Raw genomic sequence first — 23,356 nt, forward strand, 5'->3', positions numbered from 1 at the left:
TGTATGGAACCAAAAAAAAACAACTTCAATCCTGAGCATTTCATCCGTAAGGAACTTAAAATCTTTTTACCTTACACTCCTGGCGAACAACCAGGGCTCACCACTTCTACCATCAAATTGAATACGAATGAAAATCCGTATCCCCCTTCCCCAAAAATAGGACAGGCAGTTGAGGAAGTCCTAGAGAAAGGATTACTTCGTAAGTATCCCAATTACCATTCGCGTCAATTACAGGAACTCGTTGCCAAAGATTATGATTTAGACCCAAACCAAATCCTTGTGACCAATGGATCGGACGAAGCCTTACGATTGTTATTCCAAACCTTTGTTGGTCCAGGGGATGTGGTAGTGGCACCCGATCCCACATATTCCTACTATCCGGTCCTTACGGAACAAATGATGGTAGGAGCTAGGTATGAAGCAGTGCCTGTTTTGGAAAATCTACATTTTGATTTTGCAGCTTTAAAGAATCGCAAAGGGAAATTGCTTTGTTTTGCTCATCCCAATGCGCCAACAGGGATTGAGGAACCAAAAGACGATCTACTAACACTTGTAAGTTCCTTCCCAGGCCTTGTACTTTCTGATGAAGCATACATTGATTTTGCAGGGTCCGATGCAAGTTTGATTCCTCAGATCAAAGACCATCCCAATCTTCTGGTTTCCCGAACCTTCTCTAAGTCGTATGCCCTTGCAGGACTCCGAGTGGGTTACATTGTTGGATCTTTGGAAACCATATCTTGGATGCGAAAACTCAAAGACTCATACAATGTTGGAATCCTCGACCAAGTGATTGCAGTAACTTCTTATGCTGACAAGGAATACTTTCAGGAAAAACGAAATCTTGTAGTCCAAGAAAGGTCCCGATTGAAATCCAATTTGGAATCTCTTGGCTTTACGATTCCAAATTCCTCAACGAATTTTTTATTTTGCAAACCGAAACCCGGAGTGTCTCCAGAACATTTATACCTATCTTTAAAGGAAAAAAACATCCTCATTCGGTATTTTTCTTATGGAATTTGTAAGGAATACATCCGGATTACCATCGGTACAAAAGAGGAAAACGATACACTCTTCCAAACCATCCAAACATTTCTCTAAAATAAAGCCCAAGAAAACGATTGTTCTCTTGGGCCTTTGGATTTAGGTTCATAGCTGTTATTATATATTTTAAAACATCTTTCGTTTCAATTTTCTCACTCTTTTCTTACCAAGAATTAAGAATTTCGAATTTCGATTTTTGTTTTTTTCGGTTCAATTTTCGGAAGGGTTAGTTCCAGAATTCCATTTTTGATTTTTGCTATGGCATTGTCTGAATCTACCGCTTTGCCGATTGTAAACCTTCTTAGGTAATTCCCTTCCCTGTATTCTGCCAATCGAACCTGCCCTCTTTCCACTGTTGGGATTTGGAACTTTCCTTCGAGAAGCAATTGGTCTTTTTCTATGGTGATTCCGACTGAGGTTTCATCCACACCAGGCATTTCCGCTCGGAAGAGTAACGAGTTTTCCGTTTCGTATACGTCCACATTTGGCGAATATACTTTTACTTGTGGTTTCACTTCCGTTACTTCTTTTTTTCCATCTAATTCTTGTTTGGTTTCTTTAGTTAATGTATTCATATCGATTCTCCTTATCCTAAGCTGATGGAAACTTTTTTCGGTTTGTCTTCTTCTCTTCTTGGTAAGTGGATGTTCAAAACTCCATTCACATACTTAGCTGAAACTTGGTCTTGGTTCACACGGAATGGCAGTTCTAATCTTCTATGGAATTCACCGTGGAAAATTTCCCTTCTATGAACTTCTGTTCCTTCTGCTAGTTCTTCCATTTTTTTCTTACCATGAATGGATAAGATATGGTCTTTCACATTGATATCAATTTGGTCTGTGTCGACTCCTGGCAAAAGGCAAGTTACGAGAGCTTCATCTTCTTTCGTATACACATTCACAGGAGGAAAATGCGAAGAACTTCCGAATTGGTCATCCAAGATGGATCGAGTCAACTCATCGTTCAAACGGTCAAAGTCTCTCCAAAACTGGTTTGCTTTCGTTTGTGGGTCTAAAATTCGAAATAACATGCAAAATCTCCTTTTGGCACTCTTGTTCGTAGCCTGCTATTTTCATTAGCACTCTACATCTTTGACTGCCAATTGTCAATTCGAAATTGGTTTTTTTCCTGTTTGAAAAAAAAATTTTGTCTCCAAGGGGTGGAATCCATAGTTTGGATGGCAATGGCCATCACTGAACAATTGAATGCACTCGGGATCCAGATCCCTCCAGTTCCCCAAGCCCTAGCGGCCTATATCCCTTCCAAACGCTCCGGGAACTTGATTTTTACCTCAGGACAATTGCCTCTAGTGGCAGGAAAATTATCCAAAACAGGGAAAGTTGGAAAAAACATCACTCTCCCAGAAGCACAAGCAGAAGCAAAACAATGCCTTCTCAATGCACTTGCCACCCTCCTCTTACACATCAATTCTCTAGACCAAGTGATATCGGTTGTGAAACTGGGAGTCTATGTAGCTTGCGATGAATCGTTCACAGAACAGCATTTAGTTGCCAATGGAGCTTCGGAACTTGTGGTTCAAATTTTTGGAGAAAAGGGAAAACATGCCAGGTTTGCGATTGGAGTCAGTTCACTCCCCTTAGATGCTTGTGTCGAATTAGATATGACTGTGGAAGTAGAATGACAGTTTCCCTTTTCCATTTGATCCAAGAAACTTTTTTATTTTGTAAAGAAACAATCAAACTGATTCCTGATCTTATCAAAGTTTGGTGGTATTTGGGCCAAAAGATATTTTTATCCTTATATCGGTATTGGAATACAAAACTATTGTTTGATAAAATCTTTTTTATCTTTTTGTTTTTGCAGTTATTATTTTCTGTATTGCCTTGGTTCCATTATGAAATTAGTTTTTTTGAAGGAAAGGAATCTGTTTCATTAAGCCCCAAACTCAATTCCATTTTCATTCTGATTAGTTTGCTCAACTTTTTCTTTTTAGGATTTTGGAAATCCACTTGGACAAGGATTTGGTTTTTTGCGACAGAAATGATTTGCCTCATCATTGTCCTTTCGGGGTATTTAGATCCAAAACGTACGTATTATGACTTTGTGAATGCAAAAGAAGTGGAAACCCAAATCACATATTATTTGTTTCTTATTACTTTGGGTTTTTCATTTGTTTTTGGATACCTAAGTTTTAAAAAAGAAGACGAAGTTTTTTTGCAAAACCCTTAGTCATCCCTTTTCAAAAAATTCATTCGATTCATTTATCATCAAAATGGGAAAACCGAAATTACAATTCAAGTATTTCCAATTTGGTTTTTCCATCCGTTTCAATTGTGTCAACCAAGTAGGATTTAACCTTTTCTTTGTGGAAAAGAATCTTTTTTGAAAGTGGTTTTCCTATTTCCGAATTGATAATCCTTTGGATGGGTCTTGCTCCCATTGACCGGTCATAACCTGTTTCCGCTAGATACCTCACCGCTTTTTCAGAAATCTCCAATTGGATTCCCTTTTCTTTTGCTTTCCCTTGTAATGTTTTAAACATTCGTTTCACTACTTGTTTTACAATGGCAACTGACAATGGATTAAATTCTATAACAGCTGTTAATCGATTTCTAAATTCAGGTGTGAAGGTTCGTTCAATTGCTTTTAACGAGCGATCATCATACCGATCCGTATCAAAACCAAGCAGAGGTTTAGCACTCTCCTGGGCTCCCGTGTTTGTTGTGAGGATTAAAATCACATTTTTAAAATCGGCTTTTTTTCCTGTACTATCAGTGAGGGTAGCATGGTCCATCACTTGCAATAGGATATTGTAAATGTCTTCATGTGCCTTTTCGATTTCATCAAAAAGTAAAACACAATGTGGTGATTTTGCGATGGCGTCTGTGAGTTGTCCACCTTGGTCATATCCAACATAACCTGGAGGACTACCAATCAAACGGGAAACGGAATGTTTCTCCATGTATTCACTCATATCGAAACGTAAAAACTCAATTCCCATCTTTTCAGCGAGAGTTTTTGCCACTTCTGTTTTTCCCACACCTGTTGGTCCCACAAATAAAAAACTGCCAATGGGTTTCCCTTCATCGCCAAGTCCAGACCGAGAATAGTGAATGGCATCCACAATTTGGTCAATGGCATGATTTTGGCCGAAAACAACGGACTTAATCTCTGCATCCAAAGTTTCTAATTTCTTTTTATCATCAGCCTTTACTGTTTTTTCTGGGATCTTCGCAATTTTTGCCACAAGAGTTTCAATTTCCAAAATCCCAACAAATTTTTTCGCTTTCTCTTTGTTTTCATCTCTTAACTTAACAAACGCACCTGCTTCGTCCATTAGATCAATGGCTTTGTCAGGCAAAAATCGATCCCTTAAATGCAAACTCGAAAGATCGACACAGGCCTCAATTGCCTTTGTGCTATAGGTGACACCATGAAAGGATTCATATTTAGGCTTTAGACCATTTAATATCTGTATGGCGTCCTCTCTACTCGGCTCTGTGACTTCAATTTTTTGAAATCTCCTGGAAAGAGCATGGTCTTTTTCAAATATGGATTTGTATTCTTTGTAGGTTGTCGTTCCAATGCACTTAAGTTCTCCATTGGCAAGTGCAGGTTTCATTAAGTTGGAAGCATCAAGACTTCCACCAGACACAGCTCCCGCACCAACGATGGTATGGATCTCATCTATGAAAATAACCTTTTCTGGTTTACCGACTAATTCCTGTAATATGGATTTTAGGCGTTCTTCAAACTCTCCTCGAAATTTAGTTCCTGCCATCACAAGACCCATATCCAAAGAGTAAATCTCAAGTCCTAACAAACTTTTGGGAACCTTTCCTTTGACCACTCGTTCGGCAATGCCTTCCACAATTGAAGTTTTTCCGACTCCTGCTTCCCCAACAAAAATTGGGTTATTTTTCCTACGCCTAGACAAGATATGGATCGTTCTTTGGATTTCCGTATCTCTTCCGATACAAGGATCTAATTTTCCCAATTTTGCTTTTTCCGTAAGGTTTACACAAAATTTCTCTAATGCAGATTGTTTAGAACGATCTTCATTTTCCTCATCCAATTCTTCGGTGGATTCAGAATATTCAAAGTCAGATTCGTCTTTTTCCTTTTTGACTCCATGAGAGATGTATTTGATGACATCTAGTCGTTTGATATCCTGTTTTGCTAGAAGGTAACACGCTTGGCTGTCTTCCTCTCGAAATAATGCAACAAGTACGTTATTTCCATCAACTTCTTCTTTACCTGAGTTTTGAACATGAAATGCAGCAAACTGAATGACAAATTGAACCCCAACTGTATACTTCGGTTGGACTTTTAAATTCGGGACTGCAATGGATGATAAATCATCTTCAAAATAATCCAAAAGTTCTTCGCGGAGTAATTCCAAATCACAACCAACATTGATTAAAACATCTTTTGTTTTCTCGTTGAAAGTTAGGCCATATAACAAATGTTCTAAAGTGATAAATTCGTGATGGAATTTAGTAGCTTCTGTTTGTGCGAGCTCCAAAGTTTTTTCTAAATCTGATGAAAAATTCATATCATTCTTCCTTCGCCAATTGGCATTGTAATGGATGGCCCGCCTCATCGGCTAAACGATGTACATCCTGCACCTTGGTTCTTGCGATGTCTAAAGAATACACGCCACAAACAGCAGAACCTTCTGTGTGTGCTTTCCACATAATTTGACGAGATTCTTCCATTGATTTTCGAAATACAATGGCAAGTACATAAACAACAAACTCTTGGGGAGTATAATCATCATTGATGAGTATGACTTGGTAACGGTTTGGTTTTTTTACCTGTTTTTTTTGTTTTTCCTTTTCTAAAAGTTCTACATTAAAATCGGTATATGATTTACGTTTTGTTTCTGACATTAGCCCTCCCTTAAAGATTTGATGGGAGAGTGTGAGTTGTAAGCTGCAATGTTTTCTCTCTCCATTTGGATTTCTTTTTCAAGATAGGATGTAATCACATGCCTACCTTGTTCGTGATAGATATAATGGGAACTGTACATCGGCACTGTTTCATAACCTCGAAGGAATTTATGTTCCCCTTGGGCACCTGCCTCCACTCTTTCCATTTTATGTTCAATTGCATAATCAATCAATCGGTAATAACAACATTCAAAATGCAAATTGGGAACGTATTCTGTGGCTCCCCAATACCGACCAAATAAAAATCCATCTCGGAAAAAATTCCAACTTCCTCCAAGGGGATCTCCATTGGGTTTCAACGCCAGGACCAAAAGCAAACGGTGTTTGAATGTCTCTACCATCTGCTCGAAAAACCGACGATTGAGATAGGCTTGGCCCCATTTTTTAGTATGGGTGTCCTGATAAAACTCATAAAATATAGATGCGTGTTTCTCTTCGATGAGGTCACCCGTGAGTGTTTGGATTCTTAGTCCTGTTTCCCCTATTTTTTTCCTTTCACTGCGAATTGATTTTCGTCTTTCTTTTACCAATGTGGTGAGGAAGTCTTCAAAACTCTGAAAGCCTTTATTGAACCAGTGGTATTGGTGGGAAAGTCTGGGAGCAAATCCACTCGATTCACTCAAACGTTGTTCCTCTTCTTTACAAAAAAGGATGTGAACAGAAGATACATTTTCCTTTTCCCCAAATTCTTTTAATTTTGCGAGCAAACTCTCACCTAATAGATGTTTTTCGTGATTTGTCAAACTAGGGTCAAATAGAAAACGAGAACCTGTCACGGGGGTAAAGGGAACAGCCACTGTCAGTTTCGGGTAATACGGAATTCCTGCTCTATGGAATGCATTGGCCCATTGGAAATCAAAAATATATTCCCCGTAGGAATCTTTACGCAAATATGCAGGTAAAATTCCAACAAGAGTATCATCTTTTTTTGCGGTCACGATGACAGGAACCCAATCCGATTTTGCGATACAACCTGTTTCTTCGAGACCAGCCAAAAACTGATGTTCTTGGAAAAGGGAATCAGAAGGGACAAGACGATTCCACTCTTCTGGGTCCCACTCTAAAAAACTATGGGAGATCTCTATTTTACGATTGGGTTCCACTCACAACCTTAGACTCTAACGAGTTTCTTCTTGTTTGATTTGTTTTTTACGAATGTGTTCGATCAGGCGTATCAAACTTGGATTTTCAGGATCCAACTCACTGGCAGAACTCAATATATTTTCAGCACGTGCATAATTTTTATCGGCCAAGTAGGTTTGTCCTAAATTGATAAGGTTTTTCACATGGTTTGGATCTCGTAACCTCACCCGTTCCCCAAAGTCAATGGCGGTTTTGATATCGGCGACTTTCCTTGCACAGAAAGCGGTGATGTACATAATTTCTGTATCCATAGGCCGAAGCGCACTATAGTCTTTTGCCATTTTTTTAGCTTTGCCATAGTCTTTCAGTTTCAAATACAATTGAATGAATTTCTTTTTGATCTCTGGAATGTTTTCTTCTAACGAATGAGCTTTTTCTAAATAGGTAACCGCTTCCTGTAAATCAGACGAATCACTTGCTTCCTTCGCTTTCGCAAGTAAGGATTGGATTTCCCTTAGTTTATCTTTTTCAATTTTATATTTTTCTTTTTCTTCAATGAAAGAAACACGTAATAATGACAAGTCGTCGGTTAATGCCCCAAATTTAGACATCTCATCATAAATGGAATCGAGTTCTCCTTTACCGGCTTCGACCATCTTCAGAAATAACCGTTCGTCTTCATTGATGACACGTTTTCCATCTTCTGTATGGGAAATGAGTAAATCATCTCGACCATCAGATCCTGCGATTAAAATATCACCTGCTTCCAATTGGAAGGTTTTGATGTACAAATTCCCTTGGACACCTGAAGTTCCTAACTTACGAAACATCAATTCGTTTTCGATAAAACTTGCAATTCCATCACGATACAACACAATCCATGGATGTTCAGCATTGATGAAATAAAGTAAACCCGTTTCATTGTCGATGACACCGAGAACCAAAGACACAAGCATGGAACCATCAAAACCTTCAAAAATTTTATGAAGTTCCAAAAAGGTATTTTTGATCCAACGTTCAGGATATGTATTCCTTGCTTCACTCAGTAACTGTGTCCTAGTGATGATTGATTCAAAAACTGATCCAAGTACGAGTGCTCCGCCAGCCCCTTGCATCGATTTACCCATAGCGTCTGCATTTAAAAACACAGTATAGGATCTGTTGTTTAATACAATTTGGTTTGCAATATTTAAATCTCCACCAATTTCTTTTTCATATTGTTTAAAGGTAAATTTTTTCTTCTGTTCTAATAAGAAATCAACATGTACATTTTCATGCATCGCATGATTGACATTAAATGGTTGTAACAGCAACGATGTCAAAAAATAGTCCCCGTCCTGTTGGTGTTTTAAAGATTGGACTTCTTTTAACGTGTTTTCCAATTCCTTTGTTCGTTCTTGAACCTTTTCCTCTAATTGTTCTGCATACTGTTGCAATTTTTTCCTTGCTGCTTGGATGGAGCGAACCATTCGGTTAAAGGAACGAGCCATAAATCCAATATCATCTTCTACATTTACCGTTAGGCGGTGTTCCAAATTACCTGAATTTACTTCCGTGAGTCCTTCAATGATCTGTTCAATTGGTCGAATGAGAGCAATTAGGAAAAACAAACGATAACCAAAAATCACAAGGATGGCTAAAGCCAAAAGACCGATGATCCAAGGCAACGTGACTTCGTGTTGGAATTCCCGGTAGTCTACATAAGGATAACCTATCTCATGTACAATTCCATTTTTTTTATCAACAATTAGGTAACTGACAAAAAACGAATGTTCAGGTAGGTTTGTTTCAAACTTAACTTGCCCCCTATAATTTCGTTCTCCATGATTCGGCATAGGCGAAAAAAGTTTTTCCAAAGTTTCCCATTTTTCTCCTTCAGACAAACTGGAATTTAATACACTCCGTGCTTCCGCATAAAAACCAGACAAAGCCCCTTCTTCTTTTTTCACAAGACCCAATGCTTTTTCTTGGAAACCAAGAACAGGAATCTCCCTCAATTTATTTCGTGTGTATAAAATTTTTCTTTTTTCAGATTCAAGACTTGCGATTAATTCTTTTGGACTCTCCACTTTCACTTCAGTTGTTAACCTGAGTATTTCTTTTGCATAACCGCGGCTTGTTGCCGGTAAGGAATTCACCAAATTGATCGTTTTAGTTTTCCAATTGGGGTCATTTTCAAAAGAGAGTATCATCTCCAATGTCCACACATTCCAAAACTCAGCTTCATAGGACTTTGGTTCAATTTTAGTATCTTCTTTTCCTAAATGGTGGGTAAAGGTTCTCTCCTTAGTATCATAGGAAAAATGAAAACTTGGAACTTGGTCTGTTTCTAAACCCGCAATGAAGTTTTTTGCCCTAGCTGTATGCACCATGTCATAATTGGATTCTGTTTGTTGGATTACTGAATAAGCAACGAGTTGTAAAATGAGTAAAAACGAAGCTAAGGAAATGCCAATGATCCTAGAGATGATTGTTGTTTTGTCCTTTGTATTATTGATGTATACAACGTTTGCAACAAACAAACCAACTACCAAAATTAAATCCGTGATGGTTTGGTACAATCCCCTTCCAATTGCTCCATCCCTAGAAAGTACATTTAAAAAACCAGGGATCATCGTGATGAGAACAAAGGAAATTAAAATACTGATGATCGTGAATTTTGATTCCTTGGGAATCTTAAACAACTGAACGATAGCGACAACTGTAAATGAAACAAAAAAGACTAAAACAATAATGGCATAGGCTTTATAAAAAACAGGAAGTGGGAAATCCCAATAATGCCCACTGAAAAAAAACAAACGCCCCGCACTTAAGCTAATGAAAACAAAATAGGCAGTCACAAAGACTACAACTGCACTTAAAATTCGAAAAATGATTTTCTTTAACCTAGGAAAATAAACTTCTGGGTAACTTAGGAAAAATCCAGTGAGATAAACTGAACCAGCCATAGCGCCTATGATGACAAACCATCTCATATAAGCAGACGCAGGTCCCATAAAGGAAAAGTTAATTAGGTATCCAAAATGAAAAAGTCCAAGCCATAGTGTAGCCATTCCTAAATTATAGGTGGCTTCGGACTTTTCTTTCACTGTTAAGAATAATTGTGCATTGTAAAAAGTGAAAATCACTCCTACTAAAGATCCAAAAGTATAAAAATCAAACGCTATCTTTCCCCAAGATTCCATGGATGAAAACCCTAACAGATATCCAAATCATGTCAACTTCGTATTTCGTTTCTTTATGATTTGGTAGATTAAGTATCCAAATACAACGAGAAGTATGACTCCAATGGTCCGATTGTAGTAAGATAATATAACAATGATTTGGTTCCAATTGGATCCAACGAAAGAACCAGCAGATAAAAGTATTCCACACCAAAGCGAGATGGCAATGGAATAAAGAACTACAAATTTAATGATGTTCATTTTGGACATTCCCGCCACAATCGAGACAAAAAACCGAATGCCAGCGGAAAACCTTGAAACCAAAACCACTACAATTTCAAATTTACGAAACCAACCCAAGGTCTTGCGTAGATTTTCTTCGTGGTATAAGTTTGACAAAAAGGGAATCTTGGTTTGCTTCAAAAAAAGTAAAAACCTTTCCCCAAAATAATACATGGTAAGGGCTCCAAGGAGATTGTCAAGATAGGTCGCAAGTACAACGGAGAAAAATGAAAGTGGTGAATTTTCACTCGATGAGATAAAACCAGAAAAAACAGTCACCGTATCCCCAGGCCAAGGAGGGAAAATATTCTCTAAAAAATTGGAAAAACAAAAAAACGCCCAAAGTACGAGCGGAGGTAATTCCAAAATACGATTCAGAATCGTTTCAAATGGGATGGAATCCAACACAGAGACAGAATATACCTTTCTCCAGCTAAGCAACTAAGAATTTAAAAAATGAATGGAAGGAATCCCCAGTAGGACATTTGCTTTCCCTAATGCTTCGATTTTCGATTTTACTGTTCCTTCTTTTTTGGCAATGCCAACCCAGTCAAATCCCGGAAACCTACCGGTTTGACCCTATCACTGTCATCCAGTTTCCAGCCAATGCGCCACCTGCATTTCCACAGTCATTTTTCCCCGAAACCTCAAAATTCATCCAATCAAGCGAATTTAAAACCAGCCACATCCACACCAAAGAAGCATTTTTACTATTGGAAACGGAAGAGTCGTTTGCGGATATCCAAAAGAGAATTGAATTACGAGCAAGCCAAGGTGACTGGAAACTCATCGAAAAAAACACAAAGGATTTAGAAGTATTTTATCTTTTAGAAGGTTATATCAAAAAATCACTTTCGATTTCATTGACGAGTCACGGTAAAACAAACCAAATGCGGTTTTATTTCAAAAAACACAGTACATATTAAACATGAATTGGATTAAAAATAAAAACGAAACGATCGTATATATTTTGTTAGCAGGAATATTCCTTGCAACATGTTTTACTTTGTTTTTTGTATTCAAACCATTTTTATGGGCAAGTTTTTTATCTTTATTATTTTATTTAACCACACGCAAACTCCACAAACGTTTAAAAAATTTTTTGGGTGTGAAGTTCCACGGCCTTTCCCCTTACATCATGGTCATTTTAATGTTGGCATGTGTATTTATACCTTCCTATCTCATTGTCTCTACATTAATTCGTGAATCATTAAACTTAGTCAGTTATGTGAGAAACCAACTCACAGAAGAATCTATTGTTTCCCTTTTACTCAATAGTCCAATGTTAACTGACTTTTTTACGGAAAATGAATTTTTTTGGATCAAACTTCCAATCCTCTACCGCGAGTATGTGGGCCAACACATGGACATCCTCAATTTAGATTCCATTTACAGTTTGTTAAAAAATTCTTCAGGATTTTTAATTGGAAGTTTTGAAGTACCAGGTGCCATTATCTTCAATGGATTTTTTACATTTATCTTACTTTTTTTCCTCTATAAGGAAGGGAGTAGAATGGAACATGCATTATTTTTGCTTTTACCATTCCCTACTGAAATTGAAGAACGACTTGGGCGTAGGATAGAAGAAGCGATTCGCACCGTGATGATGGGGAATTTATTTATTTCACTACTCCAAGGAGCTCTTATTTACGTACTATTACTTTTTACATCTGTCTCCAATAAGTTTTTACTTTCAAGTATCGCGACTATTTTTTCACTCATTCCTGTGGTTGGCACTTCTGTTGTTTGGCTTCCGATTGGATTGTACATTGGCCTTGTACAAGAAAATTGGACAGGTAGTATTTTATTTATGATCGCAGGTGGAGCCAGTTACCTAATTTTAGAAAATTTTGTGAAACCAAAAATCTTAGATAAAAAACTCAAAACCCATCCTTTTTTAATTTTTCTTTCGCTCATTGGCGGATTACAAGAGTTTGGTGTTGCAGGGATCATCATTGGGCCAATGGCATTAACGCTTGTCATCATCCTCTGGGACTTTTGGAAAATTTTTAGGGAAACTCGATTCCAAACGACGTAAATGGAAACAGTTGACTCTTCCCTTACAGTAAGCGAAGTCAATCGCCGTATCAAAGCGAAACTCCAAGATTCCCCCGAATTTAAAAATTTTTGGGTTCGAGGTGAAATTTCCAATTTTAGCCAAACCAATAGCTCTGGTCATATGTACTTTTCCTTAAAGGATACCGCAAGTGTTATCAAATGTGCTTTTTTTTCCTTTCAGGCGAAGAATTACAGAGGAACACCATTACGAAATGGAATGGAAATCCTTGTTTATGGTTCCGTTTCTGTTTATGAACCAGGTGGTTATTATAGTTTAACCGTCCAAAAGATCGAAGAACTTGGTGAAGGTGACATTCTACTAAAAATAGAAAAATTAAAAAAACAGTTAGCAGAAAAAGGAATTTTTGACCCAAACCACAAACGACCGTTACCTAAATTTCCGAAACGGTTAGGCATTGTTACCTCCCCAAAAGGGGCCGCAGTGGAAGATATCATCCGAATTGCTACAGACCTTAATCCTTCGATCCAAATTTTAGTTTCTCCTTGTCTCGTCCAAGGAGATGGAGCAGAAAATTCTATCATCGAAGCCATAAGAGAAATCAATGACCCTAAATGGGAAGTTGACGTGATCATTGCTGGGCGTGGTGGTGGGTCGTTTGAAGACCTAATGGCGTTTAACCAAGAATCGGTGGTGATGGCTTACTACCAATCTAGAATTCCCATTATTTCAGCTGTAGGTCATGAAATTGATAGAGTGCTCACTGATTTAGCAGCGGATGCGACAACACCCACTCCCACTGCCGCCGCAAAATTAGCGATTCCGAATGTATCCGATACCCTAATCCGTTTAGATGAAATGGAGGATCGGCTTCGCTCTGCCCTGACTGGTGTGATCCGCATTGGAAAGGAAAAATGGACAGGCGTTACAACACGCATTGTCTTTCAAAACCCAAAATCAATTTTAGAACCAAGGCAAAACCATTTTGATGAATTGATGACAAAAATCTCTTTACTTGGAAAAAACTACCTTGTCAAAAAACAAAGTGAATTTCAAAAAATTGATACTTTGTCAACCAATTGGAAATCTTATTTAGAAAGAATCCAAAACAAATTCAAACTCGCAGAACAAAGATTACATCATTTTTCGCCGCTTGGGACATTAAAACGCGGGTTTTCCGTTTTACGAAATGCAAACAAACAAGTAATTTCTTCAGTAAATCAAATTAAGGAAAAAGAAACTTTGGAAGTATTTTTATTCGATGGAAAACTCCAAGTTGAAGTGAAAGAAAAAGGTTAGGAATATACTATGGTAGAAAAAAAATCGATTAGTTTTGAAGAGGCAATTCGCGAATTAGAAGACATTGCTGAAAAATTAGAACGTGGCACCTTATCTCTAGAAGATTCCATCAAAGCCTATGAAAGGGGAATGGAATTAAAAAAGATCTGTTCAGAACGACTTGTGGATGCAGAAGCAAAAATTGAATTTTTAACGAAGGCACCAAGTGGAGAAGTTGTGAAATCTACGGTGAAAAAAAAGAAGGAAGAAACAACTTCGAAACCATTGGAAGAAGATTTATTTTAAAGAATGAATTTCCAAGCCGTCTTCATACTCGGTTATTTACTCATCACGATTGCCATTGGAATTTATGCGGCTAAAAAAGTTAAAAATTCTAAAGACTTCATTTTAGCTGGTAGAAGTTTACCCCTCCCCATTTCCACTGCTGCATTATTTGCCACTTGGTTTGGTAGCGAAACCATTTTAGGTTCTTCAGTAGAATTTGCAAAAGGTGGATTTTTAGCTGTCATCCAAGATCCGTTTGGTGGTGCACTTTGTCTTTTTTTATTAGGTCTTGTTTTCGCAAAATACTTGTACCGAATGCAAATCCTCACCTTCGGTGATTTTTACAAAAATCGATACGGTAAAAAAATGGAGTTTATCGCAGGGATTTGCCTGATCTTTTCCTACTTCGGATGGGTAGCAGCCCAGTTTGTGGCCCTAGGAATTATGGTACAAATTCTATTTGGAATCAACCAATTTACCGCCATTGTGATTGGTGCTTGCCTCGTGGTTTTTTATACATATTTAGGTGGGATGTGGTCAGTTTCTCTCACTGATTTTTTCCAATCCATATCCATCATCGTTGGCCTTGTTGTAGTCATCATTGAACTAAATGGGATAAAACCCATTTGGGAATCCATTGCGGAAAAACCAGACGGATTTTTTTCCTTTTTTCCAGAATCCAATTACCATGCTTGGACTCTTTACCTTTCAGCATGGATGGTTGTTGGATTTGGTTCTTTGCCACAACAAGATATCTTCCAAAGGGTGATGTCTGCCAAGTCCGAAAAAGTTGCCATCAGAAGAGCATCATACATCTCTTCCATTTTGTATTTGTTATTTGCGATGATCCCTTTGTTTTTGGGTCTCCATGCCAAAAGTTTAATCCCCAATTTCGATTTGGATTCTGAAACTGGCCAACTGTTAATCCCAACCATGATCTCTAAATTTTCGAGTCCGTGGATCCAAGTTTTATTTTTTTCTGCATTGATATCCGCTATATTATCTACGGCTTCAGGAGCCATCCTTGCGCCCTCCTCCATATTATCTGAGAATATACTAAAATACGCATTTAAGGATATGAATGATAAAAAATTATTACTCCTTTCAAGAGTCTCTGTTCTCATCATTGCAGGTATATCGTTTATACTTGCCGTGGGCAAACCTTCTATTTATGCTCTTGTTGAAGATTCTGGTGGAATTTCCCTTGTGACTTTGTTTATCCCAATGGTGTTTGGACTTATGACGAAACGTGCCGATGAAAGGTCTGCCTTATTTTCGTTGTTAGTGGGTATTGGGACATGGCTTGTTTTAGAAGTGTATGGTGATGATATGACAAGCCACTTCTATGGAACCATCGCAAGTTTGATTGCAATCCTGATTGGAATGCATTTTTTTCCTAAGAAAGAGAGATCTCAAGTAACCACGTAAATACGTCTTTCATATCAATGCCCAGTGCCTTTGCTTGTTGTGGGATGAGGCTTGTGCCTGTCATTCCTGGTAAGGTATTCGTTTCCAATACATAAGGAATTCCATCGGAAATGATAAAATCAGTCCGAGAATACCCTTTACAACCAAGGATCTGATGGCAAGACAAACTATATTTTTGTAAGGTCTTTGTGATTTCATCTCCAACTGGTGCGGGAGTGATTTCTTCACTGCCACCTTTTGTATACTTGGCTTCAAAATCAAAAAATTCCGATTTCGGACGGATTTCTGTTGGAACAAGGGCAAATGGATTTCGTTTTTTCCCTTCTGGTTTTTCTAATACTCCAATTGATACTTCTGTTCCTGTTACCAATTTTTGTACAAGGACTCTGTCTTCGGAAACAAAGATTTTATCCACTAATGTCATTGCTTCTTCCGGAGTTTTTGCCATTCCGGTGTTCACGCTTGAGCCACCTAATGTAGGTTTTATGAAAACGGGAAATGTGAAAGGTAAGTTGAGTAAAGTTTTTCTTGGATCATGTTTACCTCTTTCCAATTCAAAAAAAGGTGCTACTGGAATCCCAATGGTTTGGAACAAAAGATTGGCTCTGTACTTATCCATTGCAAGTGCTGAAGCAAGAACACCAGATCCCGTATGTGGGATCCCTAAAATGTCTAAAAATCCTTGGATCCTTCCATCTTCTCCTGAGCCACCGTGTAATCCGAGAAAGGCGGCAGAAATACCTAAATTCCCAATTTCCCCAGGAAAACTTGGTGAGGTAATGCCATTCGAAGTATTAAATTCCTGTGAAAATTCGATTTCATTTTTTCCCGATGGATCAGGAAAAATCGGAACTTGGTTTTTGGGGATCCAAAATTTCCCGTTGGGATCGATATAGATGGGACAAACATCGTATTTTTCCCTGTCGATCGTCGCAAAAATAAAAGATGAGGAACGAACAGAGATGATATGTTCTCCGGAGACTCCTCCGAAAAGCAATGCTATTTTGGTTTTGGGCATGAAATCACTTGATTCCTTTTCGTGAAAGTGAACGATATTGAAATTACGTGGATTCCCGCTTTAAAATTCAATTCGGAATTGTTTTTTCTTTCCTCTTTCTCTGTTCCTCATTACAGGCAAAAATTCCTAATTCATTTACGGAAGATACCAAATCCAAATATTCTCAATTTTGGTTTTTGTATGAAAGAGAATCACGTGGGCGACAAAACTTTTTTGCCTTTCGTCCATTTTATATGAGTTTTTCCGATCGGACATACGCCTTTCAATTTCGGAGTTATCTCTCACCCATTTATTACAAAGAAGAAACCAATTATTGGTACACTTGGTCTTCCTTATTTTTTTTCAGTGGCACTGGATTCAAACACGAGGAAGGGGATGAAGACGAAGACATACTTTTCACGCCTCTCTTTTTGTGGGGAAAAGGGGAATCACAACGAGAAAATTATTATAGTATCTTTCCTATTTATGGCAAAATCCGAAACAAACTTTCCTACCAAGAACTAAATTACGTACTCTTTCCGATTTATTCAGAATGGAAATACAAAACGTACAAAGCTAAGTCCATTCTCTGGCCATTTGTGATGTGGGGTGGATCGGAAACAAGAGATGATATAAGGGTGTTTCCCTTTTACTCCAAAAAAGAGCATGAAGGGAAGTACAAACGTTATTCGGTCTTATGGCCTTTTTTCCAATGGGGAGAAGAACGTTTGGATAAAAAAGAACCTACGACCTACCAAATTTATTTTCCGTTTTATAACCAAAAAGACTCCCTTGATGGGAATATGAAAAGTAGAGCCTTCCTTTGGTTCCCTTTGATCAATTCCCTATTTTCCTATGGTTATGACAAAAAAACAGGGCAAACCAACTACACTGCCTTATTCATTTTATTTCAATACACAACTTCTACAAAAAAAGATACGGAAAAACTTGTATTTTTTCCTTTGTATGGGTATTCCTATTTTGCCAATAAAGAAGCTGAGTTCATCACACCGTTTTACATCCGTTTATCGCAAAATACTTCCCATTTAAAATCTACATCCCATTTCATTTTGCCATTTTATTCTCATATGAAAAATGAGTATCTCCAAACCGGACGAGAAGATTATTATTGGAAACTTTGGCCACTATTTCGTTACCATAAAGACCCAGAAGGAAATTTTGGATGGAATACACTTGCCATCATTCCCGTTCGCTTTGAAGTGATGGAGGATGTTTGGGAACCAATCTTTTCTCTTATTGAATACAAAAGGTCATCTAATGGAGAAAAACGATTGCACCTAATCACAAGACTTTATACACAAAGATGGACAGAGGATGAAACTCATATCCACATCCCAATTCTAATGGAATATTCTAAATCAAAATCAGGTTTTCGTTATGAGTTTGCGTATGGTTTACTCGGAATTGATACTAGAGAGGACATAAACCATTACAAATTCTTATGGTGGAAAATATGATCCGATTGTATCGAAAAACCATTGAACCATTGCTCTATGCCATTGGGTATACAGTATTGTTACTGTTTCGCGCGATTGGTCAATCCCACCATTTGTATTTCAAACGGCGTGAAATCTTAGAACAGATGTTTATCGCTGGTGTTGGTTCATTATTTGTTGTATCGATCGTTTCTATATTTACGGGTATGATCTTAGGATTGAATACAGGACTCGGGTTAAGAGACTTTGGAGCGGAAGGACAAATTGGGTTGTTACTCACCATCACTCTCACAAGAGAGATGTCACCATTTATGACCTCTCTGATCCTTGCTGCCTCAGTTGGGTCCGCTATGGCCGCTGAAATTGGAACCATGAAAGTATCAGAAGAAATTGATGCGTTAGAAGTCATGTCCATTAGCCCCGTAAGGTATCTTGTGATGCCTCGTATTGTGGGTTTTTCCATTATGGTCCCTGTTCTTTGTGTGTATTCTGCGGCATTAGGAATCTTAGGTGGCGGGATCGTTGGCCACTTCCAATTGGGAATTGATATGATCAGTTATTTCCAAGACGTGTATTACCGCATCTCTTCTGTCCCTGGGCTTAAGGATCTTTACGTTGGTTTACTCAAAGGGTATGTATTTGGAGTATCGATTGCGACCATATCGTGTAGCCAAGGACTTAGAACAGAAGGTGGAGCCATCGGTGTGGGACAAACCACAAGAAAGGCTGTTGTGACCTCATTCCTTATGGTCATTTTTTCTGGTTATGTGCTCACTGCACTCTTTTACAAATAAAGGACAATATGGAACCATTTGCCATTGAAATGAAAAATGTTCACAAAGCCTTCGGCAAACGTAAGATCTTACGTGGCATGAACTTACAAGTGAAACAAGGGGAAACTATGGTCATCCTCGGACCTTCAGGAACCGGAAAATCGGTGAGTCTCAAACACATCACTGGCCTTCTCGACCCTGACGAAGGAGATTGTTTTATTTTTGGAGAATCCATTGTCCATGCGAATGAAAGGAAAAGAGAAGAATTGCGATCGAAGTTAGGTGTGCTGTTCCAATCAGGGGCCCTGATCAATTGGCTCACTGTGTATGAAAATGTAGCCCTACCACTCAGGGAGCATAAAATTGCCCATGGGACCGAACTCGATCGCATCGTAATGGAAAAATTACAGTGGTTAGACTTAGTACCAGCCAAAGACACACTTCCCAGTAATATCTCAGGGGGAATGAAAAAACGTGTGGGCCTTGCCCGTGCCCTCACGTCTCAGCCCAAAATCGTCATGTACGATGAGCCAACCTCAGGCCTTGACCCTGTTATGTCCAATGTCATCAATGACCTTGTGATCCGATTGCAAAAGGAACTTGGTCTAACTTCTATCGTGGTCACACATGATATGAATTCTGCCTACCGGATCGCTGATCGGATTAGTTTTTTGTATGAAGGTCGTGTGCAGTTTTGTGGCACTCCAGACGAAATCCAATCTTCCAAGGATCCTGTCATCCAACAGTTCATCCATGGAAATACAGTAGGCCCGATGATCCTAGACCACTCGGAATTAAAAAAAGGAAAATCCAATTGACTTTGTTCACAACTCAAAGGAGATTTTAGGGAATGCCTACCGCAGGTCGCGCTCTCATCGTCGGTTTATTATTCATTTTCTCTCTCGTAGCGGTTGGGTATTTCACCATTGTTACGGAAGGTGGACCATTCCAAAAGTCTGGTTACCAACTCCCCGTTTACTTTCCTGATGCTGAAGGGATTAAAATTGGAAACAAGGTCACCATTCATGGTGTACCGTTTGGGTATGTTTCTAAAATCCGTTTGGTGCAAATTGATGAAATGGGAAATCTATTACCGGATGGCGAAACGGGAATTGGGACGAAAGTGGAACTTACCTTACTCCTCAAAGGCAAAGTACAACTTTTTTCGAATTACGAAATCACCATCAAAAACGAAAGTTTGTTATCTGGTCGTGTGGTGGCACTCGATCCTGGGTCCAAATTCCCTGTAGATCCCAAAACAAAAGAATACCTGATGACCGAGACCCCGATGAGCCAAATTGAAATTGCTCCAAGGTCAGGAAAACTCCTCCCCATCCAAGGGAAGGTCACCCAAGACCCACTCGTCTCCTTGTCTGAACTCATTGCAGAGAACCGCTCCGATATTCGTAAAACGGTACAAAACATAGCAAACATCACAGGGAAAATCAATGAAGGCCAAGGAACCCTTGGAAAACTCATCAATGAAAGTGATGTTCATAAATCTGTGAATACCACTCTCGGGGATGCACAAGTGGTCTTAAAAGAGCTCCGAGAAGGTCTGGAAGATACCAGAGAACAAGCACCTGTGACCAGTTTCATACGCTCTGCGTTAAGTGCATTTTAGGTGCTAACACGGAGAATACGGTCCAATTTGTAGCGAAATTTCGGAAAATTCCCGATTTTTCGGTCCGTCACAATTCCACCACACTGTTGTAAAAAAGAGACATTTTTTTGGTTTCTGGTTTCGGTTTTGGAATTGTCCGAGGGCCGAATCCTACGAGTTTGTAAGTAGGAATTGATTATGCAAACGGTGATCCATCGAAAAACGATCCAAAATTCTATCACTTTGAAGGGAATTGGCGTACATTCTGGGAAAGTGGTGACTCTCCGCCTCCATCCAGCCGAGGCAAATACTGGTCTTATCTTCTATCTATACAAAGGCATCCAAAAAATCCGAATTCCTGTCTCTCTTGACCATGTGGTCGACACAAGCAATGCGACAACCATCGGCGATGGGGGCTCCAACCGGGTCCAAACGATCGAACATTTGTTGGCAGCAGTGCATACCTTAGGGATTACCGATTGTATCTTTGAAATTGATTCAGTAGAGGTCCCCATTATGGATGGATCCTCTCTTCCGTTTTGGGAAGGGATTCGTTCTGCAGGCATTCGAGTTCTAAACGAAACCATTGAACCCATCACCATCACCAACCCAATTTGGGTCGTAGACGGTGACAAATACCTAGTCATGCTCCCTTCCGATGAGCTAAAAGTAACTTACAGCATTGATTTTAATCACCCTCTCCTTCGGGGACAATCTTACACCACAACACTCGATGAATCCATCCTAGGCACTGACATCCTTCCTGCGAGAACCTTTGGGTTTTTAAAAGATGTGGAAGCCCTGCAGGCCCGTGGGCTTGCAATGGGAGGTTCCCTCGACAATGCGGTGGTTCTCACGGACGATGGCTATCTAAACGACCACCTACGGTATGACAATGAATGTGTCCGCCATAAGATCCTAGACTTAGTGGGTGACCTGGCTGTGATGGGACGTCCCTTCCGAGGCCATCTCATTGCCTCCAAAGCTGGCCATGCCCTGGACATTTCCCTTGCGAAATGCATCATGAGCCAGTTTACGGGAAATGAACTCACCCAATACAAAAGCAAACGGATCCCACTTTTTTCCAAAAAAGAAGCCGCTAAGTAAACAAAACCGTTTTTTACTTTCCAAACCAGGCCAAAACAAAAGTATTTTTGGCATAGGTTCGGATGGAAGAAAAAACCACATTTAAAGGCATTTCTGCTTACCCAGGAACAGTGTACGGTAAAGTATTCCGTTGGAAACAAACCAAACGGAAACGGGAGGATCGTACAGACCTTAGCCCAGAGGAAATCAAAGAGGAAGTGGACCTTTTAAAAAAAGGCCTACAAAAAACAGAAGATGATTTGGCAGATCTGGTCCAAAAATCGAAACAAAACGAAGAACTCTCAGGAATTTTAGAATCCCAAATTGTATTCCTAAATGACCCTCTCTTTCGTGCGAGAGTCTTTGAACGCATCGCGCAAAACAAGGAATCGGCGGGACTTGCTTTGGAAACGGCTGTGAGTTCTCTTTACGATGAATTCCAGTCCATCCCCGATGAATTTTTCCGAGAACGAGCCGACCATATCCTCGACATTGGCAAACGGATCGAATCCAATTTGTACCCAGAAAAGGGTACGGAACCCACCATCATCCCAGAAGATGTCATCTTAATCGCAAAAGAAATCACCCCTTCCGAAATGATCCAATTGGGAAAATCAAAACTAAGGGGAATCGCTACGGACTTTGGTGGGAAAACGGGACACACAGCCATCATTGCAAGGAATTATGGGATCCCAACCATTGTTGGATTGAAAAACATCACCTCACACGTAGAAGATGATGATTACATCTTACTCGATGCCACAAAGGGAATTCTCAACCGATCGCCAGGGATTGATGAAATCAAACTCGCCGGCATCAAAAGTGAGATCAAAAAAGCCGTTCCCCTCCGAGAGATCAGTGATGGTCCAAAGGAACTGAAAACCAAAGATGGGAAAACTTTTTCTTTACGTGCCAATATTGATTCCGAAGAGGAAGTGGACACAGCCTTTTTGCAAGGAGCCGATGGAATTGGTCTTGTCCGTACAGAAATTCTTTTCATTCGTTATGTCGAATTCAAACCAACCGAAGAAGAACAGTTGGCTGTTTACAAACGAATTTTACTAAAAATGGTGGGCCGACCAGTCACCTTCCGTGTATGGGACATCGGTGCTGATAAAATGGAAAATGGATATGAAGAAGAAAATCCATTCCTTGGGAACCGTGGCATTCGTTACCTTCTCAGACACCCACATTTTTTTAAGGAACAACTTAGGGCATTACTCCGTGCCAGTGAATATGGAACCATGAGGATCATGCTTCCCATGATCACAACAAGGTCAGAAATCCTACAAACCAAAGTCCTCATTCAGGAATGTTTAGAAGAGTTAAAAACGCAAGGGTTAGTCATCACCAAAAAAATTCCTCTGGGAATTATGGTGGAAACTCCTGCCTGTGCTTTGAATTTACCCTTCCTCGGAAACCATGTGGATTTTTATAGCATTGGAACCAATGACTTATTACAATACTTACTCGCAGTGGAACGAAACAACCATTTGGTGGGCGACCTTTACAATCCTTGGCAAGTTGTGTTTTTGTTATTACTAAAAAACATTGTAGAAGTTGCAAACTCCCAAAAAAAACCAATCAGTATTTGTGGTGAAATCGGAAGTGATCCAATGTTTACCGCGGTTCTCATCGGTCTTGGGATTCGAGATCTGAGTTCTGCCCTACCTCTCATGAAAGACGTTGCGGAAAAAGTGACAGAAATTTCCACTTGGAAAGCAAAATTACTCGCCGAACAAGTGATCAGTTTGGCTGGAGAAGAAAAGTTTGAGGAAATCGAAAAACTTGTGTTAGAAACAAAAGGTTAGTATCCTTGATATTTCATTTTTTATTTTTTTAGGAAAAAACGTACACTCTGTAACCATTGCCAAAATCAATTAGTTTCCAATGGAATTGAAATCCACTTAGCGAAGATTTCCTCACCATCTACTCTGTTTTAAAATGAA

General features: G+C 39.2%; 22 protein-coding genes. 14 read left to right on the forward strand and 8 right to left on the reverse strand.

Translation table 11 applies throughout. The annotated features are described in order from the left end of the window. Nucleotides 1–3 precede the first annotated feature (3 nt). Nucleotides 4–1,098, forward strand: a complete 1,095-nt coding sequence (gene hisC / locus LEP1GSC202_RS12425) for a histidinol-phosphate transaminase (RefSeq protein ID WP_015677999.1) — start codon at nucleotides 4–6, stop codon at nucleotides 1,096–1,098. Between the two features lie 116 nt (nucleotides 1,099–1,214). Here hisC and LEP1GSC202_RS12430 read toward each other — a convergent pair whose 3' ends face one another. Beyond that, the gene (locus LEP1GSC202_RS12430; RefSeq protein ID WP_015678083.1) at nucleotides 1,215–1,616 is read right to left on the reverse strand and encodes an Hsp20/alpha crystallin family protein; all 402 of its coding nucleotides are present in this window, start codon (nucleotides 1,614–1,616) and stop codon (nucleotides 1,215–1,217) included. 11 nt (nucleotides 1,617–1,627) lie between these two features. After that, nucleotides 1,628–2,071 carry an Hsp20/alpha crystallin family protein gene (locus LEP1GSC202_RS12435; RefSeq protein ID WP_015678281.1) on the reverse strand — a complete coding sequence of 148 codons (444 nt, stop codon included), beginning with the start codon at nucleotides 2,069–2,071 and terminating at the stop codon, nucleotides 1,628–1,630. A gap of 153 nt (nucleotides 2,072–2,224) precedes the next feature. On the opposite strand from LEP1GSC202_RS12435, the gene LEP1GSC202_RS12440 reads away from it, so the two are divergent. Together LEP1GSC202_RS12440 and LEP1GSC202_RS12445 are read left to right on the forward strand one after the other, a co-directional pair. After that, complete coding sequence (locus LEP1GSC202_RS12440; RefSeq protein ID WP_039929036.1) at nucleotides 2,225–2,683, forward strand: RidA family protein; 459 nt, start codon at nucleotides 2,225–2,227, stop codon at nucleotides 2,681–2,683. Next, nucleotides 2,680–3,231, forward strand: a complete 552-nt coding sequence (locus LEP1GSC202_RS12445) for a hypothetical protein (RefSeq protein ID WP_015678004.1) — start codon at nucleotides 2,680–2,682, stop codon at nucleotides 3,229–3,231. Before LEP1GSC202_RS12440 ends, LEP1GSC202_RS12445 begins: the two co-directional genes overlap by 4 nt. Before the next feature lie 58 nt (nucleotides 3,232–3,289). Here LEP1GSC202_RS12445 and clpA read toward each other — a convergent pair whose 3' ends face one another. Genes clpA through LEP1GSC202_RS12470 form a run of 5 tightly spaced genes read right to left on the reverse strand, consistent with a single transcriptional unit; the run spans nucleotide 3,290 to nucleotide 10,891 of the window. Further along, on the reverse strand, nucleotides 3,290–5,557 hold the full coding sequence (gene clpA, locus LEP1GSC202_RS12450) for an ATP-dependent Clp protease ATP-binding subunit ClpA (protein ID WP_015678041.1): 2,268 nt from the start codon (nucleotides 5,555–5,557) through the stop codon (nucleotides 3,290–3,292). A gap of 1 nt (nucleotide 5,558) precedes the next feature. After that, the gene (gene clpS / locus LEP1GSC202_RS12455; RefSeq protein ID WP_015678154.1) at nucleotides 5,559–5,894 is read right to left on the reverse strand and encodes an ATP-dependent Clp protease adapter ClpS; all 336 of its coding nucleotides are present in this window, start codon (nucleotides 5,892–5,894) and stop codon (nucleotides 5,559–5,561) included. Then, a complete protein-coding gene (locus tag LEP1GSC202_RS12460; protein WP_015678333.1) occupies nucleotides 5,894–7,057 on the reverse strand; it encodes a GNAT family N-acetyltransferase in 1,164 nt (387 codons plus the stop codon). The genes clpS and LEP1GSC202_RS12460 overlap by 1 nt, the downstream gene beginning before the upstream one ends. 15 nt (nucleotides 7,058–7,072) lie before the next feature. Next, entirely contained in the window at nucleotides 7,073–10,222 is a 3,150-nt protein-coding gene (locus LEP1GSC202_RS12465; protein WP_015678304.1) for a SpoIIE family protein phosphatase, read from the reverse strand. 27 nt (nucleotides 10,223–10,249) lie between these two features. After that, nucleotides 10,250–10,891 (reverse strand): DedA family protein, encoded by a 642-nt coding sequence (locus LEP1GSC202_RS12470; protein WP_015678215.1) that lies wholly within the window; start codon nucleotides 10,889–10,891, stop codon nucleotides 10,250–10,252. Nucleotides 10,892–10,980: 89 nt separating this feature from the next. Between LEP1GSC202_RS12470 and LEP1GSC202_RS12475 the strand changes: the two genes are divergently transcribed. Genes LEP1GSC202_RS12475 through LEP1GSC202_RS12495 form a run of 5 tightly spaced genes read left to right on the forward strand, consistent with a single transcriptional unit; the run spans nucleotide 10,981 to nucleotide 15,491 of the window. Beyond that, a complete protein-coding gene (locus LEP1GSC202_RS12475) occupies nucleotides 10,981–11,409 on the forward strand; it encodes a hypothetical protein (RefSeq protein WP_015678132.1) in 429 nt (142 codons plus the stop codon). A gap of 2 nt (nucleotides 11,410–11,411) precedes the next feature. Next, on the forward strand, nucleotides 11,412–12,521 hold the full coding sequence (locus LEP1GSC202_RS12480) for an AI-2E family transporter (protein ID WP_015678022.1): 1,110 nt from the start codon (nucleotides 11,412–11,414) through the stop codon (nucleotides 12,519–12,521). Next, entirely contained in the window at nucleotides 12,522–13,799 is a 1,278-nt protein-coding gene (gene xseA, locus LEP1GSC202_RS12485) for an exodeoxyribonuclease VII large subunit (RefSeq protein ID WP_015678301.1), read from the forward strand. A gap of 9 nt (nucleotides 13,800–13,808) precedes the next feature. Further along, a complete protein-coding gene (locus LEP1GSC202_RS12490; RefSeq protein WP_015678213.1) occupies nucleotides 13,809–14,084 on the forward strand; it encodes an exodeoxyribonuclease VII small subunit in 276 nt (91 codons plus the stop codon). A 3-nt stretch (nucleotides 14,085–14,087) separates the two neighbouring features. Beyond that, nucleotides 14,088–15,491, forward strand: coding sequence for a high affinity choline transporter 1 (locus LEP1GSC202_RS12495; protein WP_015678267.1), 1,404 nt, complete (start codon nucleotides 14,088–14,090; stop codon nucleotides 15,489–15,491). Here the strand turns inward: LEP1GSC202_RS12495 and LEP1GSC202_RS12500 are convergent. Further along, the gene (locus LEP1GSC202_RS12500; RefSeq protein ID WP_015678168.1) at nucleotides 15,460–16,509 is read right to left on the reverse strand and encodes a D-alanine--D-alanine ligase; all 1,050 of its coding nucleotides are present in this window, start codon (nucleotides 16,507–16,509) and stop codon (nucleotides 15,460–15,462) included. The two genes, LEP1GSC202_RS12495 and LEP1GSC202_RS12500, sit on opposite strands and share 32 nt — an antisense overlap. A 47-nt stretch (nucleotides 16,510–16,556) precedes the next feature. Between LEP1GSC202_RS12500 and LEP1GSC202_RS12505 the strand changes: the two genes are divergently transcribed. The 6 genes from LEP1GSC202_RS12505 to ptsP all read left to right on the forward strand — a co-directional run bounded on the left by LEP1GSC202_RS12505 (nucleotide 16,557) and on the right by ptsP (nucleotide 23,218). Then, nucleotides 16,557–17,966 (forward strand): hypothetical protein, encoded by a 1,410-nt coding sequence (locus LEP1GSC202_RS12505; RefSeq protein ID WP_015678205.1) that lies wholly within the window; start codon nucleotides 16,557–16,559, stop codon nucleotides 17,964–17,966. Beyond that, the gene (locus LEP1GSC202_RS12510) at nucleotides 17,963–18,739 is read left to right on the forward strand and encodes an MlaE family ABC transporter permease (protein WP_015678308.1); all 777 of its coding nucleotides are present in this window, start codon (nucleotides 17,963–17,965) and stop codon (nucleotides 18,737–18,739) included. Before LEP1GSC202_RS12505 ends, LEP1GSC202_RS12510 begins: the two co-directional genes overlap by 4 nt. Before the next feature lie 8 nt (nucleotides 18,740–18,747). Further along, nucleotides 18,748–19,536, forward strand: a complete 789-nt coding sequence (locus LEP1GSC202_RS12515) for an ABC transporter ATP-binding protein (RefSeq protein WP_015678051.1) — start codon at nucleotides 18,748–18,750, stop codon at nucleotides 19,534–19,536. A 32-nt stretch (nucleotides 19,537–19,568) separates the two neighbouring features. Next, nucleotides 19,569–20,342 carry a mammalian cell entry protein Mce gene (gene mce / locus LEP1GSC202_RS12520; protein ID WP_015678136.1) on the forward strand — a complete coding sequence of 258 codons (774 nt, stop codon included), beginning with the start codon at nucleotides 19,569–19,571 and terminating at the stop codon, nucleotides 20,340–20,342. A 177-nt stretch (nucleotides 20,343–20,519) separates the two neighbouring features. Beyond that, entirely contained in the window at nucleotides 20,520–21,428 is a 909-nt protein-coding gene (lpxC, locus tag LEP1GSC202_RS12530; protein ID WP_015678194.1) for a UDP-3-O-acyl-N-acetylglucosamine deacetylase, read from the forward strand. 62 nt (nucleotides 21,429–21,490) lie between these two features. After that, entirely contained in the window at nucleotides 21,491–23,218 is a 1,728-nt protein-coding gene (gene ptsP / locus LEP1GSC202_RS12535; protein ID WP_015678325.1) for a phosphoenolpyruvate--protein phosphotransferase, read from the forward strand. Nucleotides 23,219–23,356: the final 138 nt, after the last annotated feature.

The organism is Leptospira yanagawae serovar Saopaulo str. Sao Paulo = ATCC 700523 (assembly GCF_000332475.2).
Taxonomy (GTDB): Bacteria; Spirochaetota; Leptospiria; order Leptospirales; family Leptospiraceae; genus Leptospira_A; species Leptospira_A yanagawae.